This window comes from Streptomyces sp. NPDC045899 (assembly GCF_056431485.1).
This window is the reverse complement of sequence record NZ_JBWKKP010000001.1, coordinates 136,700-155,551: the sequence shown is the minus strand read 5'-3', so window position 1 is coordinate 155,551 and position 18,852 is coordinate 136,700. Positions and strand designations below refer to the sequence as shown.

The following is an 18,852-nucleotide window of genomic DNA, read 5'->3' as shown; positions in this document are numbered from 1 at the left end:
GATCGATGATCGATCAAAGGGCCGGAGCGAAAAAAGTGCTCCGTACCGCGAAAATGGCATTCCGTGCCGCGAAATCAGGCACGCGGTGCACAGCCGAGCACATGCTCCTTCACGAGTTCACCCACCCGCGGGTCCCGGCGCCGGAAGGCGTCCACGACCGCCTGGTGCTCCTCGGCGTAGGACTGCTGCACGGTGCCCAGCCACCGGATGGACAGCGTCGTCCAGATCTCGATGCCCAGCGACTCCCAGGTGTGCAGCAGCACGCTGTTCCCCGAGGCCCGCACCAGCTCGCGGTGGAAGGCCACGGTGTGCCGGACCTGCGCCTCGCCGTCGGCCTTGCGGTCCGCCTCGTACAGCGCCCGCACCTCGGGCTCCAGGGCGGAGGTGTCCTCGGCCAGCCGGGCTGCGGCCAGCTCCGCCGCCATCTGCTCCAGTCCGGCCCGTACCGGATAGATCTCCTCGAGGTCCGAGGCGGTCAGGTTCCGCACCCGGACGCCCTTGTTGGGGGCCGACTCGATCAGCCGCAGGGATTCCAGCTCCCGCAGCGCCTCGCGGACGGGGGTCTGGCTGACCTCCAGCTCCGTCGCGATCCGCCGCTCCACGATCCGCTCGCCCGGCTTCCAGCGCCCGCTGACGATCCCCTCCACGATGTGCTCGCGGATCTGCTCGCGCAGCGAGTGGACGACGGGCGGGGCCATGGGGCGCTCCTTCGGGACCAGCGGTGAACGGAAGCCATTATCCAGGCGAGGGAACGCCCCGCGGACCGTCGGACGGAAACGGGCCGCGCCCCGCACGGAAAACCCGTGCGGGGCGCGGCCGGTAGCCGTCGGCGTCAGCCGTGGGCCGGTCAGAGGCCGAGCTCGACCTCGAACTCACCGGCCTCCAGGATCTCCTTGACGGCCGACAGGTAGCGGGCCGCGTCGGCACCGTCCACCAGACGGTGGTCGTAGGAGAGCGTCAGGTACGTCATGTCCCGGACGCCGATGACGGTGCCCTCCGGGGTCTCCATGACGGCCGGGCGCTTCACCGTGGCGCCGATGCCCAGGATCGCGACCTGGTTCGGCGGCACGATGATGGTGTCGAACAGCGCACCGCGCGAACCGGTGTTGCTGATCGTGAAGGTCGCGCCGGCCAGCTCATCCGGCGTGATCTTGTTACCGCGGACCTTGCCCGCCAGATCGGCGGTGGCCTTGGCGATACCGGCCAGGTTGAGGTTGCCCGCACCCTTGATGACCGGGGTCATCAGGCCCTTCTCGGAGTCCACGGCGATGCCGACGTTCTCCGAGTCGAAGTAGGTGATGGTGCCCTCGTCCTCGTTGATCCGGGCGTTGATGACCGGGTGGGCCTTCAGCGCCTGGGCCGCGGCCTTGACGAAGAACGGCATCGGGGAGAGCTTGACGCCCTCACGGGCCGCGAACGAGTCCTTGGCCTGCGTGCGCAGCTTCATCAGCCGGGTGACGTCGACCTCGACGACCGAGGACAGCTGGGCCTGGCCGTGCAGCGCCTTCATCATGTTGTCGCCGATGACCTTGCGCATGCGGGTCATCTTGACGGTCTGACCGCGCAGCGGGGACGCCTCGAGCACCGGGGCCTTCTTGGCGGCCGGCGCGGCGGCGGCCGGAGCCGGGGCAGCTGCGGCGGCCTTGGCAGCCTCGGCGGCGGCGATGACGTCCTGCTTGCGGATCCGGCCGCCGACGCCGGTGCCCTTGACGGTGGCCAGGTCGACGCCGTTCTCGGCGGCCAGCTTGCGCACCAGCGGGGTCACATAGGCGCCCTCGGCCTCGGGGGCGGAGGGGGCGGGGATCGACGGGGTGGCCGGGGCGGCCGCCGGAGCCGGGGCGGCGGGCGCCTGCGGAGCCGGGGCCTGCTGGACCGGCTCGGGAGCCGGGGCCGGGGCGGGAGCCTCCTGCTTCGGGGCCTCCTGCTTCGGGGCCTCCTGCTTCGGGGCCTCCTGCGGGGCCGGGGCCGGGGCGGCGGCCGGAGCGGCCCCCGCGGCGCCGATGACGGCCAGCTTGGCGCCGACCTCGGCGGTCTCGTCCTCGGCGACCAGGATCTCCAGCAGGGTGCCCGCGGCCGGGGCCGGGATCTCGGTGTCGACCTTGTCGGTGGAGACCTCGAGGAGCGGCTCGTCGGCCTCGACCGAGTCACCGACCTCCTTGAGCCAGCGGGTGACGGTGCCCTCGGTCACCGACTCACCGAGCGCCGGAAGCACCACGTCGGTGCCCTCGGCGCCACCGGCCGGGGCGGCCGCGGCGGGCTCGGGGGCCGGGGCCTCGGCGGCCGGGGCGGGCTCGGGCTGCGCCGCCGGAGCGGGCTCCTCCGCCGGGGCGGGGGTCTCGGCGGGGGCGCTGCCGCCGTCGTCGATGACGGCGAGCTCGGCGCCGACCTCGACCGTCTCGTCCTCAGCGACCTTGATGGACGACAGCACACCGGCCGCCGGGGCCGGGATCTCGGTGTCGACCTTGTCGGTGGAGACCTCGAGCAGTGGCTCGTCGGCCTCGACACGCTCACCCTCGGCCTTGAGCCAGCGGGTGACGGTGCCCTCGGTCACGCTCTCGCCGAGCGCCGGCAGGGTTACGGAAACCGCCATGGTTTCGGTTGCTCCTTAACGATCTGTACGGATGGTTCGCGCTCGAACGATTAGTCGTGGGAGTGCAGCGGCTTGCCGGCCAGGGCCAGGTGGGCCTCGCCGAGCGCCTCGTTCTGGGTCGGGTGGGCGTGGACGAGCTGCGCGACCTCGGCCGGCAGCGCCTCCCAGTTGTAGATCAGCTGGGCTTCGCCGACCTGCTCGCCCATCCGGTCACCCACCATGTGGACACCGACGACGGCGCCGTCGCGGACCTGGACGAGCTTGATCTCGCCCGCGGTCTTCAGGATCTTGCTCTTGCCGTTGCCCGCGAGGTTGTACTTCAGGGCGACGACCTTGTCCGAGCCGTACAGCTCCTTGGCCTTGGCCTCGGTGATGCCGACGGAGGCGACCTCGGGGTGGCAGTAGGTGACCCGCGGCACACCGTCGTAGTCGATCGGGACGGTCTTCTGACCGGCCAGCCGCTCGGCCACCAGCATGCCCTCGGCGAAGCCGACGTGGGCCAGCTGGAGAGTGGGGACCAGGTCACCGACGGCGGAGATGGTCGGGACGTTGGTCTGCATGTACTCGTCGACCAGGACATAGCCGCGGTCCATGGCGACCCCGGCCTCCTCGTAGCCCAGGCCCTGCGAGACCGGGCCGCGGCCGACGGCCACGAGCAGCAGCTCGGCCTCGAAGGTCTTGCCGTTCTCCAGCGAGACCTTGACGCCGTCGGCGGTGTACTCGACGCCCGAGAAGCGGGAGCCGAGGGAGAAGTTGATACCGCGCTTGCGGAAGGCGCGCTCCAGCAGCTTGGAGCTGTTCTCGTCCTCGACCGGGACGAGGTGGGGGAGCGCCTCGACGATGGTGACGTCGGCCCCGAAGGACTTCCACGCGGAGGCGAACTCGACGCCGATGACACCGCCGCCCAGCACGATCGCGGACTTCGGCACCCGGTCCAGCACCAGGGCGTGGTCCGAGGAGATGACGCGGTTGCCGTCGATCTCGAGACCGGGGAGCGACTTCGGCACCGAGCCGGTGGCGAGCAGGATGTGGCGGCCGGTGTAGCGCTCGCCGTTCACATCGACCGAGGTCGGGGAGGACAGCCGGCCCTCGCCCGTCACATAGGTGACCTTGCGGGACGCGATCAGACCCTGGAGGCCCTTGTACAGGCCCGTGACCACGCCGTCCTTGTACTTGTGCACACCCTCGATGTCGATGCCCTCGAAGGTGGTCTTCACACCGAATTCCGAGCCCTCGCGGGCCTGGTCGGCGATCTCACCGGCGTGCAGCAGAGCCTTGGTGGGGATGCAGCCGCGGTGCAGGCAGGTGCCGCCCAGCTTGTCCTTCTCGATCAGGGCGACGTCCAGACCCAGCTGCGCCGCGCGCAGGGCAGCGGCGTAACCGCCGCTACCGCCTCCGAGGATCACTAGGTCGAAAACGGTGCTGGCGTCGTTCGCCACGTCACGTCCTCCATGCATGGTGCGCCGGAGCCGGCCGTCGGTCGGCCGGGCGGCGGCTGTTGTTCGGCCGCTGATTCGTCGGCCCTGGTGTCGGGGGCCCTGTCCTGCCGAGACAACATCTTCGCACTTGTTGACGTGAGGCGGGACGCCGGGCCGTGTTGTGAGATATCTGCAGACCCCAGTTCAGGGGTTACTCATGCGTAAAAGGAATCCGTAGCCCCGCCGATTTCGTTGACGGCGAAATCGGCGGGACTTTAGGCCCGTGCCTCAGCCCAGATCGCCCGCGGCGGTGCGCTCGGCCAGCCGCACCAGCGTGCGCACGGCGGAACCGGTGCCGCCCTTGGGGGTGTAACCGGACGGACCGCCGTCATTGAAAGCGGGACCCGCGATGTCCAGGTGGGCCCAGGTGATGTCGTCCTGGATGAATTCCTTCAGGAACAGACCGGCCACCAGACCGCCGCCCATCCGTTCACCCATGTTCGCCAGATCGGCGACCGGCGAGTCCATGCTCTTGCGGAGGTCCGTCGGCAGCGGCATCGGCCAGGACGCCTCGCCCGCCTCCTCGGCGATCTCGTGGACCGTGGTGCGGAACGCGTCGTCGTTCGCCATGATCCCGAAGGTGCGGGTGCCCAGGGCGAGGACCATGGCGCCGGTGAGGGTGGCCACGTCCAGGATCGCGTCCGGCTTCTCCTCGCAGGCGCGGGTGATCGCGTCGGCGAGCACCAGACGTCCCTCGGCGTCGGTGTTCAGCACCTCGACGGTCTTGCCGCCGTACATGGTCAGCACATCGCCGGGGCGGGTGGCCGAACCGGAGGGCATGTTCTCCGCCAGCGCCAGCCAGCCGGTCAGATTGACCCGCAGCCCCAGCTTGGCGGCGGCGACGATGGTGGCGAACACCGCGGCGGCACCGCTCATGTCGCACTTCATCGTCTCGTTGTGACCGGCCGGCTTGAGCGAGATACCGCCCGAGTCGTAGGTGATGCCCTTGCCCACCAGCGCCAGCGTCTTCTCCGCCTTGGGGTGGGTGTAGGCGACCCGCACCAGCCGCGGCGGGGCGTCCGAGCCCTGGCCGACGCCGAGGATGCCGCCGTAGCCGCCCTTGGTGAGCGCCTTCTCGTCCAGCACCTCGGTCTTGAGGCCGAACTCCTTGCCCGCCGCCACCACGGTCGCCGCGAAGGAGGCCGGGTTGAGCACGTTGGACGGGATGTTGATCAGGTCGCGGGCCCGGTTGACCTCGGCGGCCAGCGCCACGGCGCGCTCCGCAGCGGCCTTGTACGCCTTGTCCCGCGGCTTGCCGCCCAGCAGGGCGACCTCGGCCAGCGGGCCGTTGCCGTTCTTCTTCTTGTCCTTGGCCGCGGTGCCGTTGCCGCTGTTGGCCTTGTCGTACGCGTACGCGCCCAGCAGCGCGCCCTCGGCGACGGCGGCGGCGGCCGACGCGTCCTCCACGGGCAGCGCGAACGCGCCCTTCTTGGAACCGGACAGCGCGCGGGCCGCGGCCCCCGCCGCCCGGCGCAGTACCTCGGCGTCGTAGCCGTCGCCCTTGGCCGGGGCCTCGCCCAGGCCGACCGCCAGCACGACCGGGGCCTTGAGTCCGGACGCGGCGGGCAGCTTGGTCACCTCGCCCTCGGCGCCGGTCGCGCCGAGCGTCTCCAGAACGGCCGCCAGCTTGCCGCCGAACGCCTTGTCCACGGCCTCCGCGCCGGCGGCGACGACGGGGCCCTTCGCCCCCTTTGCCACGCCGACGACAACGGCGTCCGCGCGCAGCGTCGCGGCGGAGGAGGTGCTGAGAGTCAGTGCAGTCACAGTGGTCGGGTCCCTCTTCCGGTTAGTTCGTCGGCCGACATCGGATGTCCCCGCGAGGCGGGGGCGGTCGGCCGCGCCCGTCGGCATCGTATGCGCCGGTCGCCGGACGCCCGAGCGGCGGGCTGGTCGCGGCTCACCGCGAGCGTAGCTCTCACCGGGCCCGTACGCGGACCCCAGTTGGCCGCGCGAGGGGTCAGCCGAGGGCCAGGACGACCAGTGCCGCGGTGGCCGCGGTCTCCGCCAGGGCGCCGAAGACGTCCCCCGTGACCCCGCCGAACCGGCGGCGGCAGTGGCGCAGCAGGAGTTCGGCGGCGGCCAGGGCGGTCACCACCGCGAGCCCGCAGCGCAGCGCCGGCATCGGGCCGGACAGCAGTCCGCCCGCGGCGCACACGGCCATGGTGCCCACCGCCACGGCCAGTGCCGAACGCCCGGGCACCGCGCCCGCGACCGCCGCGCCGAGCCCTTCCGGACGGGCCGCGGGTACCCCCGCGCGGGCCGCGAGGGTCAGTGCGCAGCGGGCGGCGGTCGCGGCCACGGCGGCGGCCACCGCGCCCCGTGCCCAGCCCGCCGCGAACAGCTCCGCCAGCGCGGCCGTCTGACCGAGCAGCACCAGCAGCAGGGTGATGACACCGAACGGCCCGATGTCGGAGCGCTTCATGATGCGCAGCGCGTCCTCGGCGGGTTTGCCGCTGCCGAGCCCGTCCGCGGTGTCGGCCAGCCCGTCGAGGTGGAGCCCGCGGGTCAGCACGGCGGGTACGGCGACGGTCGCGACGGCGGCCAGTAGCGCGCCACCGCCGAGCAGCAGCAGCACTCCGCCCAGCGCCGCGGCGCACAGCCCGACCACCAGCCCGGCCAGCGGGGCGCAGAGCATTCCGGCGCGCGCCGCCTCCCGGTCCCAGCGCCCCACCCTGACCGGCAGCACGGTCAGGGTGCCGAAGGCGAAGCGGAGCCCGTCGTCCCAGGCGAGGCGGGGAGCCCGGTCGGGCCGGGGCGGTGGCCCGGGGTGGGGCGCGGCTTCGGGTGCGGGTTCGGGCGCGGGGGACCGCCCGGTGTCCGCCGGGCGGTCCGGCTCCGGCGGTCGTGCGGGGGACTGCTCCGGCGTGGTGTCCATCGCGCCGCAGGCTATCGCGCACGCTGAGGGGCCATGGGCGACTGGTTGGAGCGGAACATCATCGAGCCCGGCAAACTGCCGCTGCTGCTGGCCCTCGCCTCGTTCATCCTGTCGTTCGTCGTCGTCCGCACCATCACGCGGATGATCAAGGCCGGACGGGGCCCGTTCCGCAACATCACCCCGGGCGGGATGCATATCCACCATGTGGTGCCCGGGGTGGTGCTCACCGTCATCGGCGGATTCGGCGCGGTCGCCAGCGGGCGGGAGGGGGCCGGGGCGGCGATCTCGGCGGTGCTGTTCGGGGTGGGCGCGGGGCTGGTGCTGGACGAGTTCGCGCTGATCCTCCACCTCCATGACGTCTACTGGTCCGAACAGGGCCGCAAGAGCGTCGAGGTGGTGGTGCTCACGGCCTCCCTGGTCGCCCTGGTGCTCAGCGGCTTCCTGCCGTTCGGGGTGAACGAGGTGTCCGAGGCGGAACAGAGCAGCCGTGGCGCGGTGATCGCGGATGTGGTGGTCAACTTCGCCTTCGCGCTGTTCGCGCTGGTCAAGGGGAAGCTGCGGATCGCGGTGGTCGGGGTGCTGGTGCCCGTGGTGGCGATCGTCGGCGCGGTGCGGCTGGCCCGCCCGGACTCGCCGTGGGCCCGGCGCTTCTACCGGCGCCGCCCGCGGGCGAGGAGGAGGGCGCGGAAGCGGGCGGACCGGCATGACGCCCGCTGGAGACGGGTGACCCGCCGGCTCCAGGACTGGATCGGCGGCTTCTCCGAACCCCCGCCGCCGTCCTCCCCGGCCTCATGAGCCCCCGTCAGGGCCCCCGCTGACCTCGTCGCCCCCGGTGTCCCCGGACCGTCGGGGCGTCCCGGCCCGCGCCACCCGTGCCCCCGCCGCCAGCCGGGTGCGGTTCAGCCACTTCGGCAGCCCCGGCGCCTCCAGGAACCCCTCCGCACGGGCCGCGGCGATCGCGATCCGCGGCAGTTCCGTGGACTTCTCGAAGAGCACATAGCGCGGCTCCCAGACCGGCCGGTACTTGGCGTTGGCCCGGTACAGCGACTCGATCTGCCACCAGCGGGAGAAGAAGCCGAGCAGCGAGCGCCACAGCCGCAGCACGGGGCCCGCGCCCAGCCGTGAGCCGCGTTCGAAGACCGACCGGAACATGGCGAAGTTCAGTGAGATCTGGGTGACCCCGACCTCTCCGGCCCGCTGGATCAGCTCCAGGACCATGAACTCCACCAGGCCGTTCTCGGAGTCCCGGTCCCGCCGCATCAGATCCAGCGACAGCCCGTGCGGACCCCAGGGCACAAAGCTCAGCAGCGCCCGCGGCACGCCCTCCGCGTCGGTGCTGACGAGCATCACACAGCGTCCGTCGCACGGATCGCCCAGCCGTCCCAGCGCCATCGAGAAGCCGCGTTCGGTCTCCCCGTCCCGCCAGTCGTCGGCCCGCCGCAGCAGCGCGGCCATCTCCGCCGCCGGGATGTCCTCGTGGCGGCGGACGCCGACCGTGTACCCGGCCCGCAGGACCCGGTTGTACGCCTGGCGTACGGTGCGCATCGCCCGTCCGTCGAGGGTGAACTCCGCGGTGTCCACGATCGCCTCGTCGCCCAGCTCCAGCGCGTCCAGACCGTGCCGGGCGTAGACGGTGCCGCCCTCCTCGCTCGCGCCCATCACCGCCGGGACCCAGCCGTGCTCCCGTGCCTCGGCCAGCCAGCGGTCGATCGCGCCCGGCCATGCCTCCGGATCGCCGAGGGGGTCGCCGGAGGCCAGGGACACTCCGCCCACCACCCGGTAGGTCACCGCCGACTTGCCCGACGCTGACCACACCGCGCTCTTGTCGCGGCGCAGCGCGAAGTAGCCGAGCGAATCGCGGTCGCCGTACCGGTCCAGCAGCTCCCGCAGCCGCCGTTCGTCGTCCGGGGAGATGGGGTCGACGGCGCGGCGGGAGCGGAACGCGGCCCACAGCACGAGCAGCAGCAGGGCCGTGCTCATCACATTGATGATCACGTCGACCCAGCCGGGCGTCTCGATGCCCGCGAAGCGCCCGTCCACGGCCACCAGTGACACCAGCCGCAGCGCCCCGTAGTGCCAGCGGTCCAGGAAGGTGGCGCGGTGCTCGTCGGGCGCGGTGTTGGTGACGGTGACCAGGGCGGCGGCCAGCAGTGAGCCGATCAGCAGCCCGACGACCGCGACGGCCGCGGCCAGCTTCGGATTGGACCGGTCGCCCTTGGCGTAGAACTCCCGGCGCCCGGTCAGCAGCGCGGCCACGAACACCGCGGTGAGCGCGAGCGAGATCCAGTTCTGCGGGTGGTGCCGGGCCGGGGCCCAGCTCATGGCGAACGCGATCCCCACCGCGGTCAGCGCGCTCAGCCCCAGGTTGAGGAGCCACGCCGCGCGCTTGTGGCGGCGCATGGTGACGGCCAGGAACATCGAGAACGCGGCCGAGAAGAAGCCCGCGGTCAGCAGGTAGGGAGTGAAGTACTCGTCGACGTTGTGCCGTTTGATGTCGTTGCCGAACGACACCCACACCGCGCCGAGCAGATTGACGAAGGCGACGGTGCGCAGGTACCAGACGGTGAACACCGCGGCGCGCGGCGGCAGGGCGGTGTGAGTGTGGCGGTCCGGGCGGCGGTCCAAGCGAACCTCTTCCTCCCCCACCGGCCGAGCGGAGGAGGGGTGAGGCGTGGGATGGCGGTCCGGACCATCGTGTCTGATATGTCCGGACCGCTCAACCGCTGCGCGCGGGCGTCGCTCAGTCCTGTCCGGCTGCGGTCTCCCCGGATGCCGCGTCCCCGGCCTGCTCGCCCCCGGCCTCCGCGTCCCCGGCCTCCTCGCGCTCGGGCAGTTCCGCCGCCAGGGCCGCGGCCGCCTGCACCAGGGGCAGCGCCAGCAGCGCCCCCGTCCCCTCTCCCACCGTGACGCCGTGGTCGAGCAGAGGAGTGAGCGCGATCCGGTCCAGCGCCTTCTCCTGCGCCGGTTCACCGCTGTTCTGACCGGCCAGCCACCAGTCCGGGGCACGGAACGCCACCCGCTGGGCGACCAGCGCGCCCGCCGCCGAGACCACGCCGTCCAGGATCACCGGGGTGCGGCGCACCGCGCTCTGGAGCAGGAAACCGGTGATCGCGGCGAGGTCGGCGCCGCCGACGGTGGCCAGCAGCTGGAGCTGGTCACCGAGGACCGGACGCGCCCGGCGCAGCCCGTCCCGGATCGCGGCGCACTTGCGCATCCAGGCCAGGTCGTCGATCCCGGCCCCGCCGCGGCCGGTGACCACGGAGGCGTCGGTACCGCACAGCGCCGCGATCAGGGTCGCCGCCGCGGTGGTGCCGCCGACGCTCAGATCGCCCAGGACCAGCAGGTCCGTGCCCGCGTCGGCCTCCTCGTCGGCGATGGCCATCCCGGTGCGGAACGCCTGCTCGGCTTCCTCGGGGGTCAGGGCGTCCTCGATGTCCAGCCGTCCCGAGCCCCGGCGCACCCGGTGCCGGGTGACCTCCTCGGGCAGATCGGCCGGATCGCAGTCCAGCGCCATGTCGATCACGCGCACCGGGACGTCGAAGCGGCGGGCGAGGATCGCGACGGGGCTCTCACCGTCGAGCACCGCGCGCACCAGCCGCCGGGCGCCTCCGGCGGGACGCGCGGAGACACCGAGGCCGGCGACGCCGTGGTCGCCCGCGAACAGCACCAACCGCGGGCGCTCCACGGGCCGCACCGGCACCCGCTGCTGGGCGGCGGCCAGCCACTCACCCAGCTCGTCCAGCCGCCCCAGCGCGTCGGCCGGTGGCGCGAGCCGTGCCCGGCGCTCCTCGGCATCGCGGCGGACGCTCCCGTCGGGGCGCTCGATCAGATCGACGAAGTCATCGAGATTCAGGGCACTCACGCCGCGAACCCTACCGTCGGGCCTCCCGGGGTGCGCCCCCGGTGCGCGGCGTACCGTGCGCGCGGGTCCGGTCAGCCGCGCAACGGCAGCGCCTGGCCCGCCACCACCAGCAGCACCTGTTCGCACTCGGCCGCGAACGCCGCGTTCAGCCGCCCCAGTTCATCGCGGAAGCGGCGGCCCGAGGCGGTCGCCGGGACCACGCCCGCGCCCACCTCGTTGCTGACCGCCACCAGGGTGCGGCCGGTTCCCCGGACCGCGGCCACAAGGGCGTCCACCCGCTCGCGCAGGGCGCGTTCACCGCCGTGCGCCCACTTCTCGTCGTCCCACGCCCCGACGGAGTCCATCGCGTCGGTGAGCCACAGTGCCAGACAGTCGATCAGCAGCGGCGGACCGTCCTCGGCCAGCAGCGGGGCCAGTTCACAGGTCTCGGTGGTGCGCCAGGAGCCGGGGCGCCGGTCGCGGTGGGCGGCGATCCGGGCGGCCCATTCGGGGTCGCCGTCGCGGACGCCGCCGGTGGCCACGTACAGCACCTCGGGGAGGGCGGCCAGCCGCCGCTCCGCCTCCAGGGACTTGCCGGAGCGGGCGCCGCCCAGCACCAGGGTGCGCCGGGGCAGGTCCGGTACCGCGTGGTACTCGCCGACGATCACCGTCCGGCCGTCCGGGACCGCCCGCGCGCCCGCCGTGGCCAGCCGCCGGTGCAGTTCGCGGCCGGGCGGAACGGTGTGGTCGATGTGGACCGCCAGGACGTCGGTGGTCGCGCCCACGGCGCCGCCCGCCCGCAGCCGGGCCAGCGCGTCGGGGCGGTCGAGCACGTCCAGCACCACCATGTCGTACGGCTGGGCCTGTTCGGGCAGTCCGGCGGGGGCGGCACCGGGCGGCAGGTACAGCAGCCGGGTGCCGTCGGGCCCGGTGACCGCGTAACCGGTGCCGGGGGAGTCCAGGGCGACCGCCCGCACCCGGTGGCCGCTGATCAGGGACAGCTCACGGCCGTCCGGCACCCGCCCCGGGGCGGGCAGCCCGGCGGGGAACTCGACGGCCGGACCCGCGTGCGGATGCGACAGCAGCACCTGCCGCACCCCGACCAGCGAGTACCCGGCGCGGGCCGCGGCGAAGGCGGCTCCCGGGGTGAGGTCGAGGAGCAGCGCGCCGTCGATCAGCAGGGCCGTCGCGGCCCGTGCCTCGTCGCCGACGGCCGTGGCGCAGGCCGCGCAGGGGCAGTCGTGCCGCGGCAGCCCGTCGGGGGCTCCGGTGCCCAGAAGTGTGAGTTCCACGTCCCGATCGTCTCGCGTCCGCTCGAGCGGGTCGCGCGGGGCCACCCCGTACGGAGTGATCAGTCGCCTAGGCTGCGGGCAGATATCACCTGTGGACCGGCGGGCGTCACCCGTCGGCCGACGGGACGGAGGAGGCGAACATGGCGTGGACGTGGCGGTTCGAGAAGTCCGACGGGACGGAGACGAAGCCCGCGGTACAGCCGGAGGAGTTCCCGACCCAGGGGGATGCGGAGTCATGGATCGGTGAGGAGTGGAAGGCGCTCCTGGAGGGAGGGGCCGAGCAGGTCACCCTCTTCGAGGACGGCACCAGGATCTACGGCCCGATGAGCCTCAGGGGCGAATGAGCGCCGGGGGCCGAGAGCCCCCGGAAAGCCGGAAGGTGGGGGCGCCCCCGTGGCGCCGCCACCTCTTCCGTTCCCGCTCCGTTCCGGGCGATCAGCTCCCGGTGCGGCGTGTCAGCCGCCGCGTACCCCGCACAGATGCAGCAGGGCCGCCACCGAGCGGTACGGATCGGTGCGCCCGGCCCGCTCCTCGGCCGCCAGCAGCCGCTCCCACTCCGGGGAGGGCGGGGGCGGGGTGTCGCCCGCGGCCTGGTCGGTGAAGACGCGCACCCCGTACCAGGCGTGCAGCGGAGCGCCGATCGCGGTGAGCGTCTCGGTCAGCTCCGCGCGCCGGTCGGCGCGCACCCGCAGCCCGATCCGGTTGGTGTAGGAGGGCGAGTCGAACGCGGCCAGCGCGGTGTCCCAGTTCCCGGCGAGACCCGGCCGCATCGCCAGTGCGTCGGCGTTGCGCACCAGAAGCGACAGCAGCCCGCCCGGCGCCAGCACCCGGGCCAGCCCCGCCAGCAGCGGATCCGGTTCGGACACGTACATCAGCACACCGTGGCAGAGCACCACGTCGAAGGTGCCCGGCAGGAAGTGCGCACCGGTGTCCCGGCCGTCGCCCTCCAGCAGCCGCACCCGGGCCCGGATGCCCTCCGGCTCTTCCGCGAGCGCGGTGCGCACCGCGGCCATCATGGTGGGGTCGGACTCCAGCCCGGTCACCTCGTGGCCCGCCCGGGCCAGCCGCAGGGCCTGGGTGCCCTGGCCCAGGCCGACGTCGAGCACCCGCAGCCGCCGGCCCACCGGATAGCGGGCGGTGATCTGCTCGTCGAGCTGCCGGGCGACCAGCGCCTGGCGGAGGGTGTTCCGCAGGCCCCCGAGACGGCTCAGCCAGCCCTCGGCCCCACCGGCGAAGCCGGACGGTTTCCCACTGCGGTCCGCGGAGGTCCGGCTCAGGGCTTCTCTCCGCGCTTGACCTGCGGCTTGGGCAGTCGCAGTCGGCGCATCTGAAGGGTTCGCATCAGGGCGTACGGCACGGCCCCGCGCAGGTTCTCGTCGGGGAACCGCTCGCGCAGCCGGCGCTTGAGCTGGAAGGCGATGATGAACGAGTTGATCACGATCATCACGATGACGACCATCCACAGCAGCAGCACATAGCTCTGCATGGCACCGGCACGGATCATGCTCAGCACCAGGATGACCACCGCCAGCGGCAGGAAGAACTCGGCGACGACGAAGCGCGAGTCGACGAAGTCACGGGCGAAGCGGCGCACCGGACCCTTGTCACGGGCCGGCAGGTAGCGCTCGTCGCCACTGGCGAGGGCCTCGCGCTGACGGGCCAGGTCACCCCGGCGGGCCTCCCGCTGGCGCTTGGCGGCGTCCTTGCGGGTGGCCGGGGTCTTCGCCAGGCTGCGGCGCTGCGACTGGGCGTCGCTGCGCTTCGGCGTGGGGCGGCCCTTGGGCGCCTGCGGGTCACGGGTCTGCTGCGGCTGGTCCGCGGTCACCTTGGCGGTGGCGGCCTGCTCATCCTTGGAACGGCTTCGGAACACAAAGCCCAAGGGTACGGGTTCACGGGTGTACGCCCCAGCCTCATGGGGAACGATCCGGCAACGGCGGACCGCCGTAATCGGGACACAGCGGTCACCTACTCCTTGCGCCGGAGACGCCGGCTTGTCGATCGTCCTGGAGGAGGAGCGCGAGCGGGCCCGAACAGTGCGGTAATGGAGGCAGGGCCCGTAGGCTGGGTCTGTTGGAGTGCTGGAGTCTCAGTCCGTCAGAAGGGGGCGCGCGAGGCCCATGAGCGGTGTCATGAAGCGTATGGGGATGATCTTCCGCGCGAAGGCCAACAAGGCCCTGGACCGGGCCGAGGACCCGCGTGAGACCCTTGACTACTCGTACCAGAAGCAGCTCGAGCTGCTCCAGAAGGTCCGCCGCGGCGTCGCCGACGTGGCCACCTCCCGTAAGCGTCTGGAGCTCCAGCTGAACCAGCTCCAGGGCCAGTCCGCCAAGCTGGAGGACCAGGGCCGCAAGGCGCTGGCGCTCGGCCGTGAGGACCTGGCGCGTGAGGCGCTCTCCCGCCGTGCCGCGCTCCAGCAGCAGGTCACCGACCTGGAGACACAGCACCAGACCCTCCAGGGCGAGGAGGAGAAGCTCACCCTGGCGGCGCAGCGGCTCCAGGCCAAGGTGGACGCCTTCCGCACCCGCAAGGAGACCATCAAGGCCACCTACACCGCGGCCCAGGCGCAGACCCGGATCGGCGAGGCGTTCTCCGGCATCTCCGAGGAGATGGGCGACGTCGGCATGGCGATCCAGCGCGCCGAGGACAAGACCGCGCAGCTCCAGGCCCGCGCGGGCGCCATCGACGAGCTGCTGGCCTCCGGCGCCCTCGACGACCAGTCCGGGATGGCCACCAAGGACGACATCGCGGCCGAGCTGGACCGGATCTCCGGGGGTACGGACGTGGAGCTGGAGCTCCAGCGGATGAAGGCCGAGCTGGCCGGCGGCGGCTCCCAGCAGGCGCTCGAGAGCGGTCAGCAGAACGGGTCGCAGCAGTCCCAGGGGCAGCACAAGTTCGACAAGCAGTAGCCCGCGCCCCCACTGGGCGAGGTCTCCCACTCCAGGAGGGCGTCGTGATCGTACGGATCATGGGGGAGGGCCAGGTGCAGGTGGCCGAAAGTCATCTGGCCGCACTGAACGAGCTGGACGACGAACTGCTCACCGAGGTCGAGAGCGGTGACCAGGACGGCTTCCGGCGGACGCTCGGCGCACTCCTCGACGCCGTGCGCTCGGCGGGCGAACCGCTGCCGGACGACTCCCTGGAACCGTCCGAGCTGATCCTGCCCGCCCCGGAGGCCACGCTTGAGGAAGTCAAGGCGATGCTCAAGGACGACGGCCTGATCCCCGGCTAGCCCGGTCGCACTCCAGCACAGGTCGTGCCCCCTTCGTCCGCCGGGCACGGGCCGCCCCCGGAGCGGGGCGACCCGGGACGGCGCATACCGTTGGATCCCGTGACTCCCCTCTCCGTGGGGCCGGGCCTGGCCCGTCCCCACCGCTGGCTGGCGGCGCACCCGAGGGCCCTGGACCTCCTGGTGGCCGTCGGCGTCTTCGCGTTCATCATCATCGGCGCGGCGGCCAACCCGCATCTGCGCGGACACCCCATCGGCCTGGTCTTCGTCCTGCTGGCGCTGGTCTCCTCGGCGTCCCTGGTGTTCCGCCGGGACATGCCGGTCACGGTGCTGGCGATCACCTCGGCGATCACCGTGGTGGAGATCACCACTTCCCGGAGCGGACCGCCGCGCACCGCGATCGTGCTGGGCGTGGTGGTGGCGCTCTACACCCTCGCGGCCAGCACCGACCGCCCCACCACCTGGCGCGTCGGATTCATCACCGCGGTGCTGCTGACCGGGACCGCGATGCTCTTCGGGCTCAGCCCCTGGTACTCCCAGGAGAACCTGGGCATCTTCGCCTGGGCCGGGCTGGCCGCCGCCGCGGGCGACGCGGTGCGCAGCCGCCGCGCCTACATCGCCGCCATCGAGGAGCGGGCGGTACGGGCCGAGCGCACCCGCGAGGAGGAGGCGCGCCGCCGGGTGGCCGAGGAGCGGCTGCGGATCGCCCGGGAGCTGCACGACGTGGTCGCCCACCACATCGCCCTGGTCAATGTGCAGGCCGGAGTGGCCTCGCACGTCATGGACAGCCGCCCCGACCAGGCCAAGGAGGCGCTCGCCCATGTCCGCGAGGCCAGCCGCTCGGCGCTGGACGAACTGCGCGCCACGGTCGGCCTGCTGCGGCAGTACGGCGACCCCGCCGCGCCCACCGAACCGGCACCCGGCCTCGGTGTGCTGGACCAGCTCGTGGAGGGGTTCGCCCGGGTGGGGATGCGGGTCGAGGTGGACGCGGAGCCGCGCGACCTCGGCCCCCTGGCGGGTTCGGTGGACCTCACCGCGTACCGCGTGGTCCAGGAGGCGCTGACCAATGTGCACAAGCACGCCGGGCCCGAGGCCGCCGTGCGGATCACCATCGTCCGGGACCGCGGCGCACTGGAGATCACCGTCGTGGACGACGGGGCGGGAGCGGAGCCCCGGGCCGCCGGGGCGTCCGGGACGGAGCTGTCCGAGCCCCCGGTGCCCGCGGCACCGCTGGACGAGGAGCACGGCGGCGGGCACGGGCTGATCGGGATGCGGGAGCGGGTCACCGCGCTGCGCGGCAGTTGTGAGGCGGGTGCCCTGCCCGACGGTGGCTTCCGGGTGCGGGTGAGACTTCCGCTGCAGAGCCGTATGGGAGGGGACTCATGACGATCAAAGTGCTGCTCGCCGATGACCAGGCGTTGCTGCGCAGTGCGTTCCGTGTGCTGGTGGACTCCGATCCGGACATGGAGGTGGTGGGGGAGGCGTCCGATGGTGCGGAGGCGGTCGAGATCGTCCGGTCCGAGGGCGCGGACGTGGTCCTGATGGACATCCGGATGCCCGGTACCGACGGACTGACCGCGACCCGCCTGATCAGCGAGGATCCGGAGCTGACCGACGTCCGGGTGGTCATGCTGACCACCTTCGAGGTCGATGAGTACGTGGTGGACTCGCTGCGAGCGGGCGCCAGCGGCTTCCTCGGCAAGGGCGCCGAGCCCGAGGAGCTGCTGTCCGCGATCCGGATCGCGGCGGCGGGTGAGGCGCTGCTCTCCCCGGCCGCCACCAAGGGGCTGATCGCCCGCTTCCTCGCCCAGGGCGAGGGGGCCCGGGACGGCGGTGAGTCCGCCTATGACGCGAGCCGGCTGGACGCGCTCACGGTGCGCGAACGCGAGGTGCTGGTCCAGGTCGCCGGAGGGCTGTCCAACGATGAGATCGCCGCGCTGCTGGAGGTCAGCCCGCTGACGGTCAAGACCCATGTGAACCGGGCGATGGCCAAGCTGGGCGCGCGGGACCGGGCCCAGCTGGTGGTGATCTCCTACGAGACGGGCCTGGTGCGCCCGGGGACCTGACCCGCCGGAGACGGCTGACGCGTCTGCGCAGCCTGACGCGCCGCAGACGGCGGACGGGGCGCGGAGCCCCTCGGCCCCGCGCCCCGTCCGCCGTACGCGTGTCCGCCGCCCGTTACGGCAGCGCCAGCATCCGCTCCAGCGCCAGCTTGGCGAAGCTCTCGGTCTCCGGGTCGACCTGGATGCGGTTGACCACCTTGCCCGCGGCCAGCGACTCCAGCGCCCAGACCAGGTGCGGCAGGTCGATGCGGTTCATGGTCGAGCAGAAGCAGACCGTCTTGTCGAGGAAGACGATCTCCTTGCCCTCGTCGGCGAACCGGTTCGCCAGCCGCCGGACCAGGTTCAGCTCGGTGCCGATGGCCCACTTGGACCCGGCGGGCGCGGCCTCCAGGGCCTTGATGATGTACTCGGTCGAGCCCACGTAGTCCGCGGCGGCGACCACCTCGTGCTTGCACTCGGGGTGCACCAGGACGTTGACGCCCGGTATGCGGGCACGGACGTCCTCGACCGACTCCAGCGAGAACCGGCCGTGCACCGAGCAGTGGCCGCGCCAGAGGATCATCTTCGCCGCGCGCAGCTGCTCGGCGGTCAGCCCGCCGCCCGGCTTGTGCGGGTTGTAGACGACACAGTCCTCCAGCGACATGCCCATGTCGCGGACGGCCGTATTGCGCCCCAGGTGCTGGTCGGGCAGGAACAGCACCTTCTCCCCCTGGCCGAAGGCCCAGTCCAGGGCGCGCTTGGCGTTGGAGGAGGTGCAGATGGTGCCGCCGTGCTTACCGGTGAACGCCTTGATGTCCGCCGAGGAGTTCATGTACGAGACCGGCACCGTCGCCCCGGCCACGCCCGCCTCGGTCAGGACGTCCCAGCACTCGGCGACCTGCTCGGCGGTGGCCATATCGGCCATCGAGCAGCCCGCCGCCAGGTCGGGGAGGACGACCTGCTGGTCGTCGCCGGTCAGGATGTCGGCGGACTCCGCCATGAAGTGCACACCGCAGAAGACGATGTACTCCGCGTCCGGCCGGGCCGCGGCGTCCCGGGCGAGCTTGAAGGAGTCCCCGGTGACGTCGGCGAACTCGATGACCTCGTCGCGCTGGTAGTGGTGGCCGAGCACGAAGACCTTGTCCCCGAGCTTCTCCTTGGCCGCGCGGGCGCGGGCCACCAGATCCGGGTCGGAGGGCGCCGGAAGATCTCCGGGGCACTCCACACCGCGCTCGCTCCGCGGGTCGGCCTCTCGGCCGAGGAGCAGCAGAGCGAGCGGGGTCGGCTGCACGTCGAGGGGCTGGGCCGTGGTCACGTCACGCACCCTTCTTTCTTCGCTGGGAAACCCTGATGCCTGTTAATCGTCAAAATGACGCTATCTATCATAACTGCTTCACGTCACGTTGACGATGGGCATCGTGTCGATGTGACGCATTCCCGGTGTGCCGGGCCGTGTGCGAGCATGAAGAACGCAGCACGAAAGCGATGGGCCCGGAATGAATCCGGGG

General features: G+C 72.5%; 17 protein-coding genes. 6 read left to right on the top strand and 11 right to left on the bottom strand.

What is annotated here, in order from left to right; translation table 11 throughout:
• Window positions 1-74 precede the first annotated feature (74 nt).
• The 5 genes from AC07FT_RS00740 to AC07FT_RS00720 form a co-directional block, all read right to left on the bottom strand.
• Window positions 75-698: a GntR family transcriptional regulator gene (locus AC07FT_RS00740; RefSeq protein ID WP_479172869.1), complete on the bottom strand. Its 624-nt coding sequence runs from the start codon at window positions 696-698 to the stop codon at window positions 75-77.
• A 149-nt stretch (window positions 699-847) separates the two neighbouring features.
• Window positions 848-2,590 carry a 2-oxoglutarate dehydrogenase, E2 component, dihydrolipoamide succinyltransferase gene (gene sucB / locus AC07FT_RS00735; RefSeq protein WP_479172868.1) on the bottom strand — a complete coding sequence of 581 codons (1,743 nt, stop codon included), beginning with the start codon at window positions 2,588-2,590 and terminating at the stop codon, window positions 848-850.
• Window positions 2,591-2,640: 50 nt separating this feature from the next.
• The gene (gene lpdA, locus AC07FT_RS00730) at window positions 2,641-4,029 is read right to left on the bottom strand and encodes a dihydrolipoyl dehydrogenase (RefSeq protein ID WP_479172866.1); all 1,389 of its coding nucleotides are present in this window, start codon (window positions 4,027-4,029) and stop codon (window positions 2,641-2,643) included.
• Between the two features lie 267 nt (window positions 4,030-4,296).
• Window positions 4,297-5,832: a leucyl aminopeptidase gene (locus AC07FT_RS00725; protein WP_471195582.1), complete on the bottom strand. Its 1,536-nt coding sequence runs from the start codon at window positions 5,830-5,832 to the stop codon at window positions 4,297-4,299.
• 193 nt (window positions 5,833-6,025) lie between these two features.
• Window positions 6,026-6,943, bottom strand: a complete 918-nt coding sequence (locus AC07FT_RS00720; RefSeq protein WP_479172864.1) for an adenosylcobinamide-GDP ribazoletransferase — start codon at window positions 6,941-6,943, stop codon at window positions 6,026-6,028.
• 33 nt (window positions 6,944-6,976) lie between these two features.
• On the opposite strand from AC07FT_RS00720, the gene AC07FT_RS00715 reads away from it, so the two are divergent.
• A complete protein-coding gene (locus tag AC07FT_RS00715; protein ID WP_471195587.1) occupies window positions 6,977-7,738 on the top strand; it encodes a hypothetical protein in 762 nt (253 codons plus the stop codon).
• Here AC07FT_RS00715 and AC07FT_RS00710 read toward each other — a convergent pair.
• From AC07FT_RS00710 to AC07FT_RS00700, 3 genes are all read right to left on the bottom strand, one after another.
• A complete protein-coding gene (locus tag AC07FT_RS00710; RefSeq protein ID WP_479172862.1) occupies window positions 7,733-9,568 on the bottom strand; it encodes a phosphatidylglycerol lysyltransferase domain-containing protein in 1,836 nt (611 codons plus the stop codon). The two genes, AC07FT_RS00715 and AC07FT_RS00710, sit on opposite strands and share 6 nt — an antisense overlap.
• A gap of 115 nt (window positions 9,569-9,683) precedes the next feature.
• On the bottom strand, window positions 9,684-10,805 hold the full coding sequence (gene cobT / locus AC07FT_RS00705) for a nicotinate-nucleotide--dimethylbenzimidazole phosphoribosyltransferase (protein WP_479172860.1): 1,122 nt from the start codon (window positions 10,803-10,805) through the stop codon (window positions 9,684-9,686).
• A 71-nt stretch (window positions 10,806-10,876) separates the two neighbouring features.
• The gene (locus AC07FT_RS00700) at window positions 10,877-12,076 is read right to left on the bottom strand and encodes a bifunctional adenosylcobinamide kinase/adenosylcobinamide-phosphate guanylyltransferase (protein ID WP_479172858.1); all 1,200 of its coding nucleotides are present in this window, start codon (window positions 12,074-12,076) and stop codon (window positions 10,877-10,879) included.
• 140 nt (window positions 12,077-12,216) lie between these two features.
• Here AC07FT_RS00700 and AC07FT_RS00695 point away from each other — a divergent pair, with 140 nt between their 5' ends.
• Complete coding sequence (locus tag AC07FT_RS00695; RefSeq protein ID WP_471195598.1) at window positions 12,217-12,420, top strand: hypothetical protein; 204 nt, start codon at window positions 12,217-12,219, stop codon at window positions 12,418-12,420.
• 111 nt (window positions 12,421-12,531) lie between these two features.
• On the opposite strand, the gene AC07FT_RS00690 is transcribed toward AC07FT_RS00695, so the two are convergent.
• Together AC07FT_RS00690 and AC07FT_RS00685 are read right to left on the bottom strand one after the other, a co-directional pair.
• Window positions 12,532-13,287: a methyltransferase domain-containing protein gene (locus tag AC07FT_RS00690; RefSeq protein ID WP_471195952.1), complete on the bottom strand. Its 756-nt coding sequence runs from the start codon at window positions 13,285-13,287 to the stop codon at window positions 12,532-12,534.
• A 62-nt stretch (window positions 13,288-13,349) separates the two neighbouring features.
• Window positions 13,350-13,946, bottom strand: a complete 597-nt coding sequence (locus AC07FT_RS00685) for a DUF3043 domain-containing protein (RefSeq protein ID WP_471195599.1) — start codon at window positions 13,944-13,946, stop codon at window positions 13,350-13,352.
• A gap of 247 nt (window positions 13,947-14,193) precedes the next feature.
• Here AC07FT_RS00685 and AC07FT_RS00680 point away from each other — a divergent pair, with 247 nt between their 5' ends.
• The 4 genes from AC07FT_RS00680 to AC07FT_RS00665 all read left to right on the top strand — a co-directional run bounded on the left by AC07FT_RS00680 (window position 14,194) and on the right by AC07FT_RS00665 (window position 17,368).
• Complete coding sequence (locus tag AC07FT_RS00680) at window positions 14,194-14,982, top strand: PspA/IM30 family protein (protein ID WP_431776002.1); 789 nt, start codon at window positions 14,194-14,196, stop codon at window positions 14,980-14,982.
• Between the two features lie 44 nt (window positions 14,983-15,026).
• Entirely contained in the window at window positions 15,027-15,305 is a 279-nt protein-coding gene (gene pspAA, locus AC07FT_RS00675; protein ID WP_479172856.1) for a PspA-associated protein PspAA, read from the top strand.
• 90 nt (window positions 15,306-15,395) lie between these two features.
• Complete coding sequence (locus AC07FT_RS00670; protein ID WP_479172854.1) at window positions 15,396-16,688, top strand: sensor histidine kinase; 1,293 nt, start codon at window positions 15,396-15,398, stop codon at window positions 16,686-16,688.
• Complete coding sequence (locus AC07FT_RS00665; protein ID WP_254743318.1) at window positions 16,685-17,368, top strand: response regulator; 684 nt, start codon at window positions 16,685-16,687, stop codon at window positions 17,366-17,368. The genes AC07FT_RS00670 and AC07FT_RS00665 overlap by 4 nt, the downstream gene beginning before the upstream one ends.
• Before the next feature lie 112 nt (window positions 17,369-17,480).
• Here AC07FT_RS00665 and nadA read toward each other — a convergent pair whose 3' ends face one another.
• On the bottom strand, window positions 17,481-18,668 hold the full coding sequence (gene nadA / locus AC07FT_RS00660) for a quinolinate synthase NadA (RefSeq protein WP_254743316.1): 1,188 nt from the start codon (window positions 18,666-18,668) through the stop codon (window positions 17,481-17,483).
• Between the last annotated feature and the right edge of the window lie 184 nt (window positions 18,669-18,852).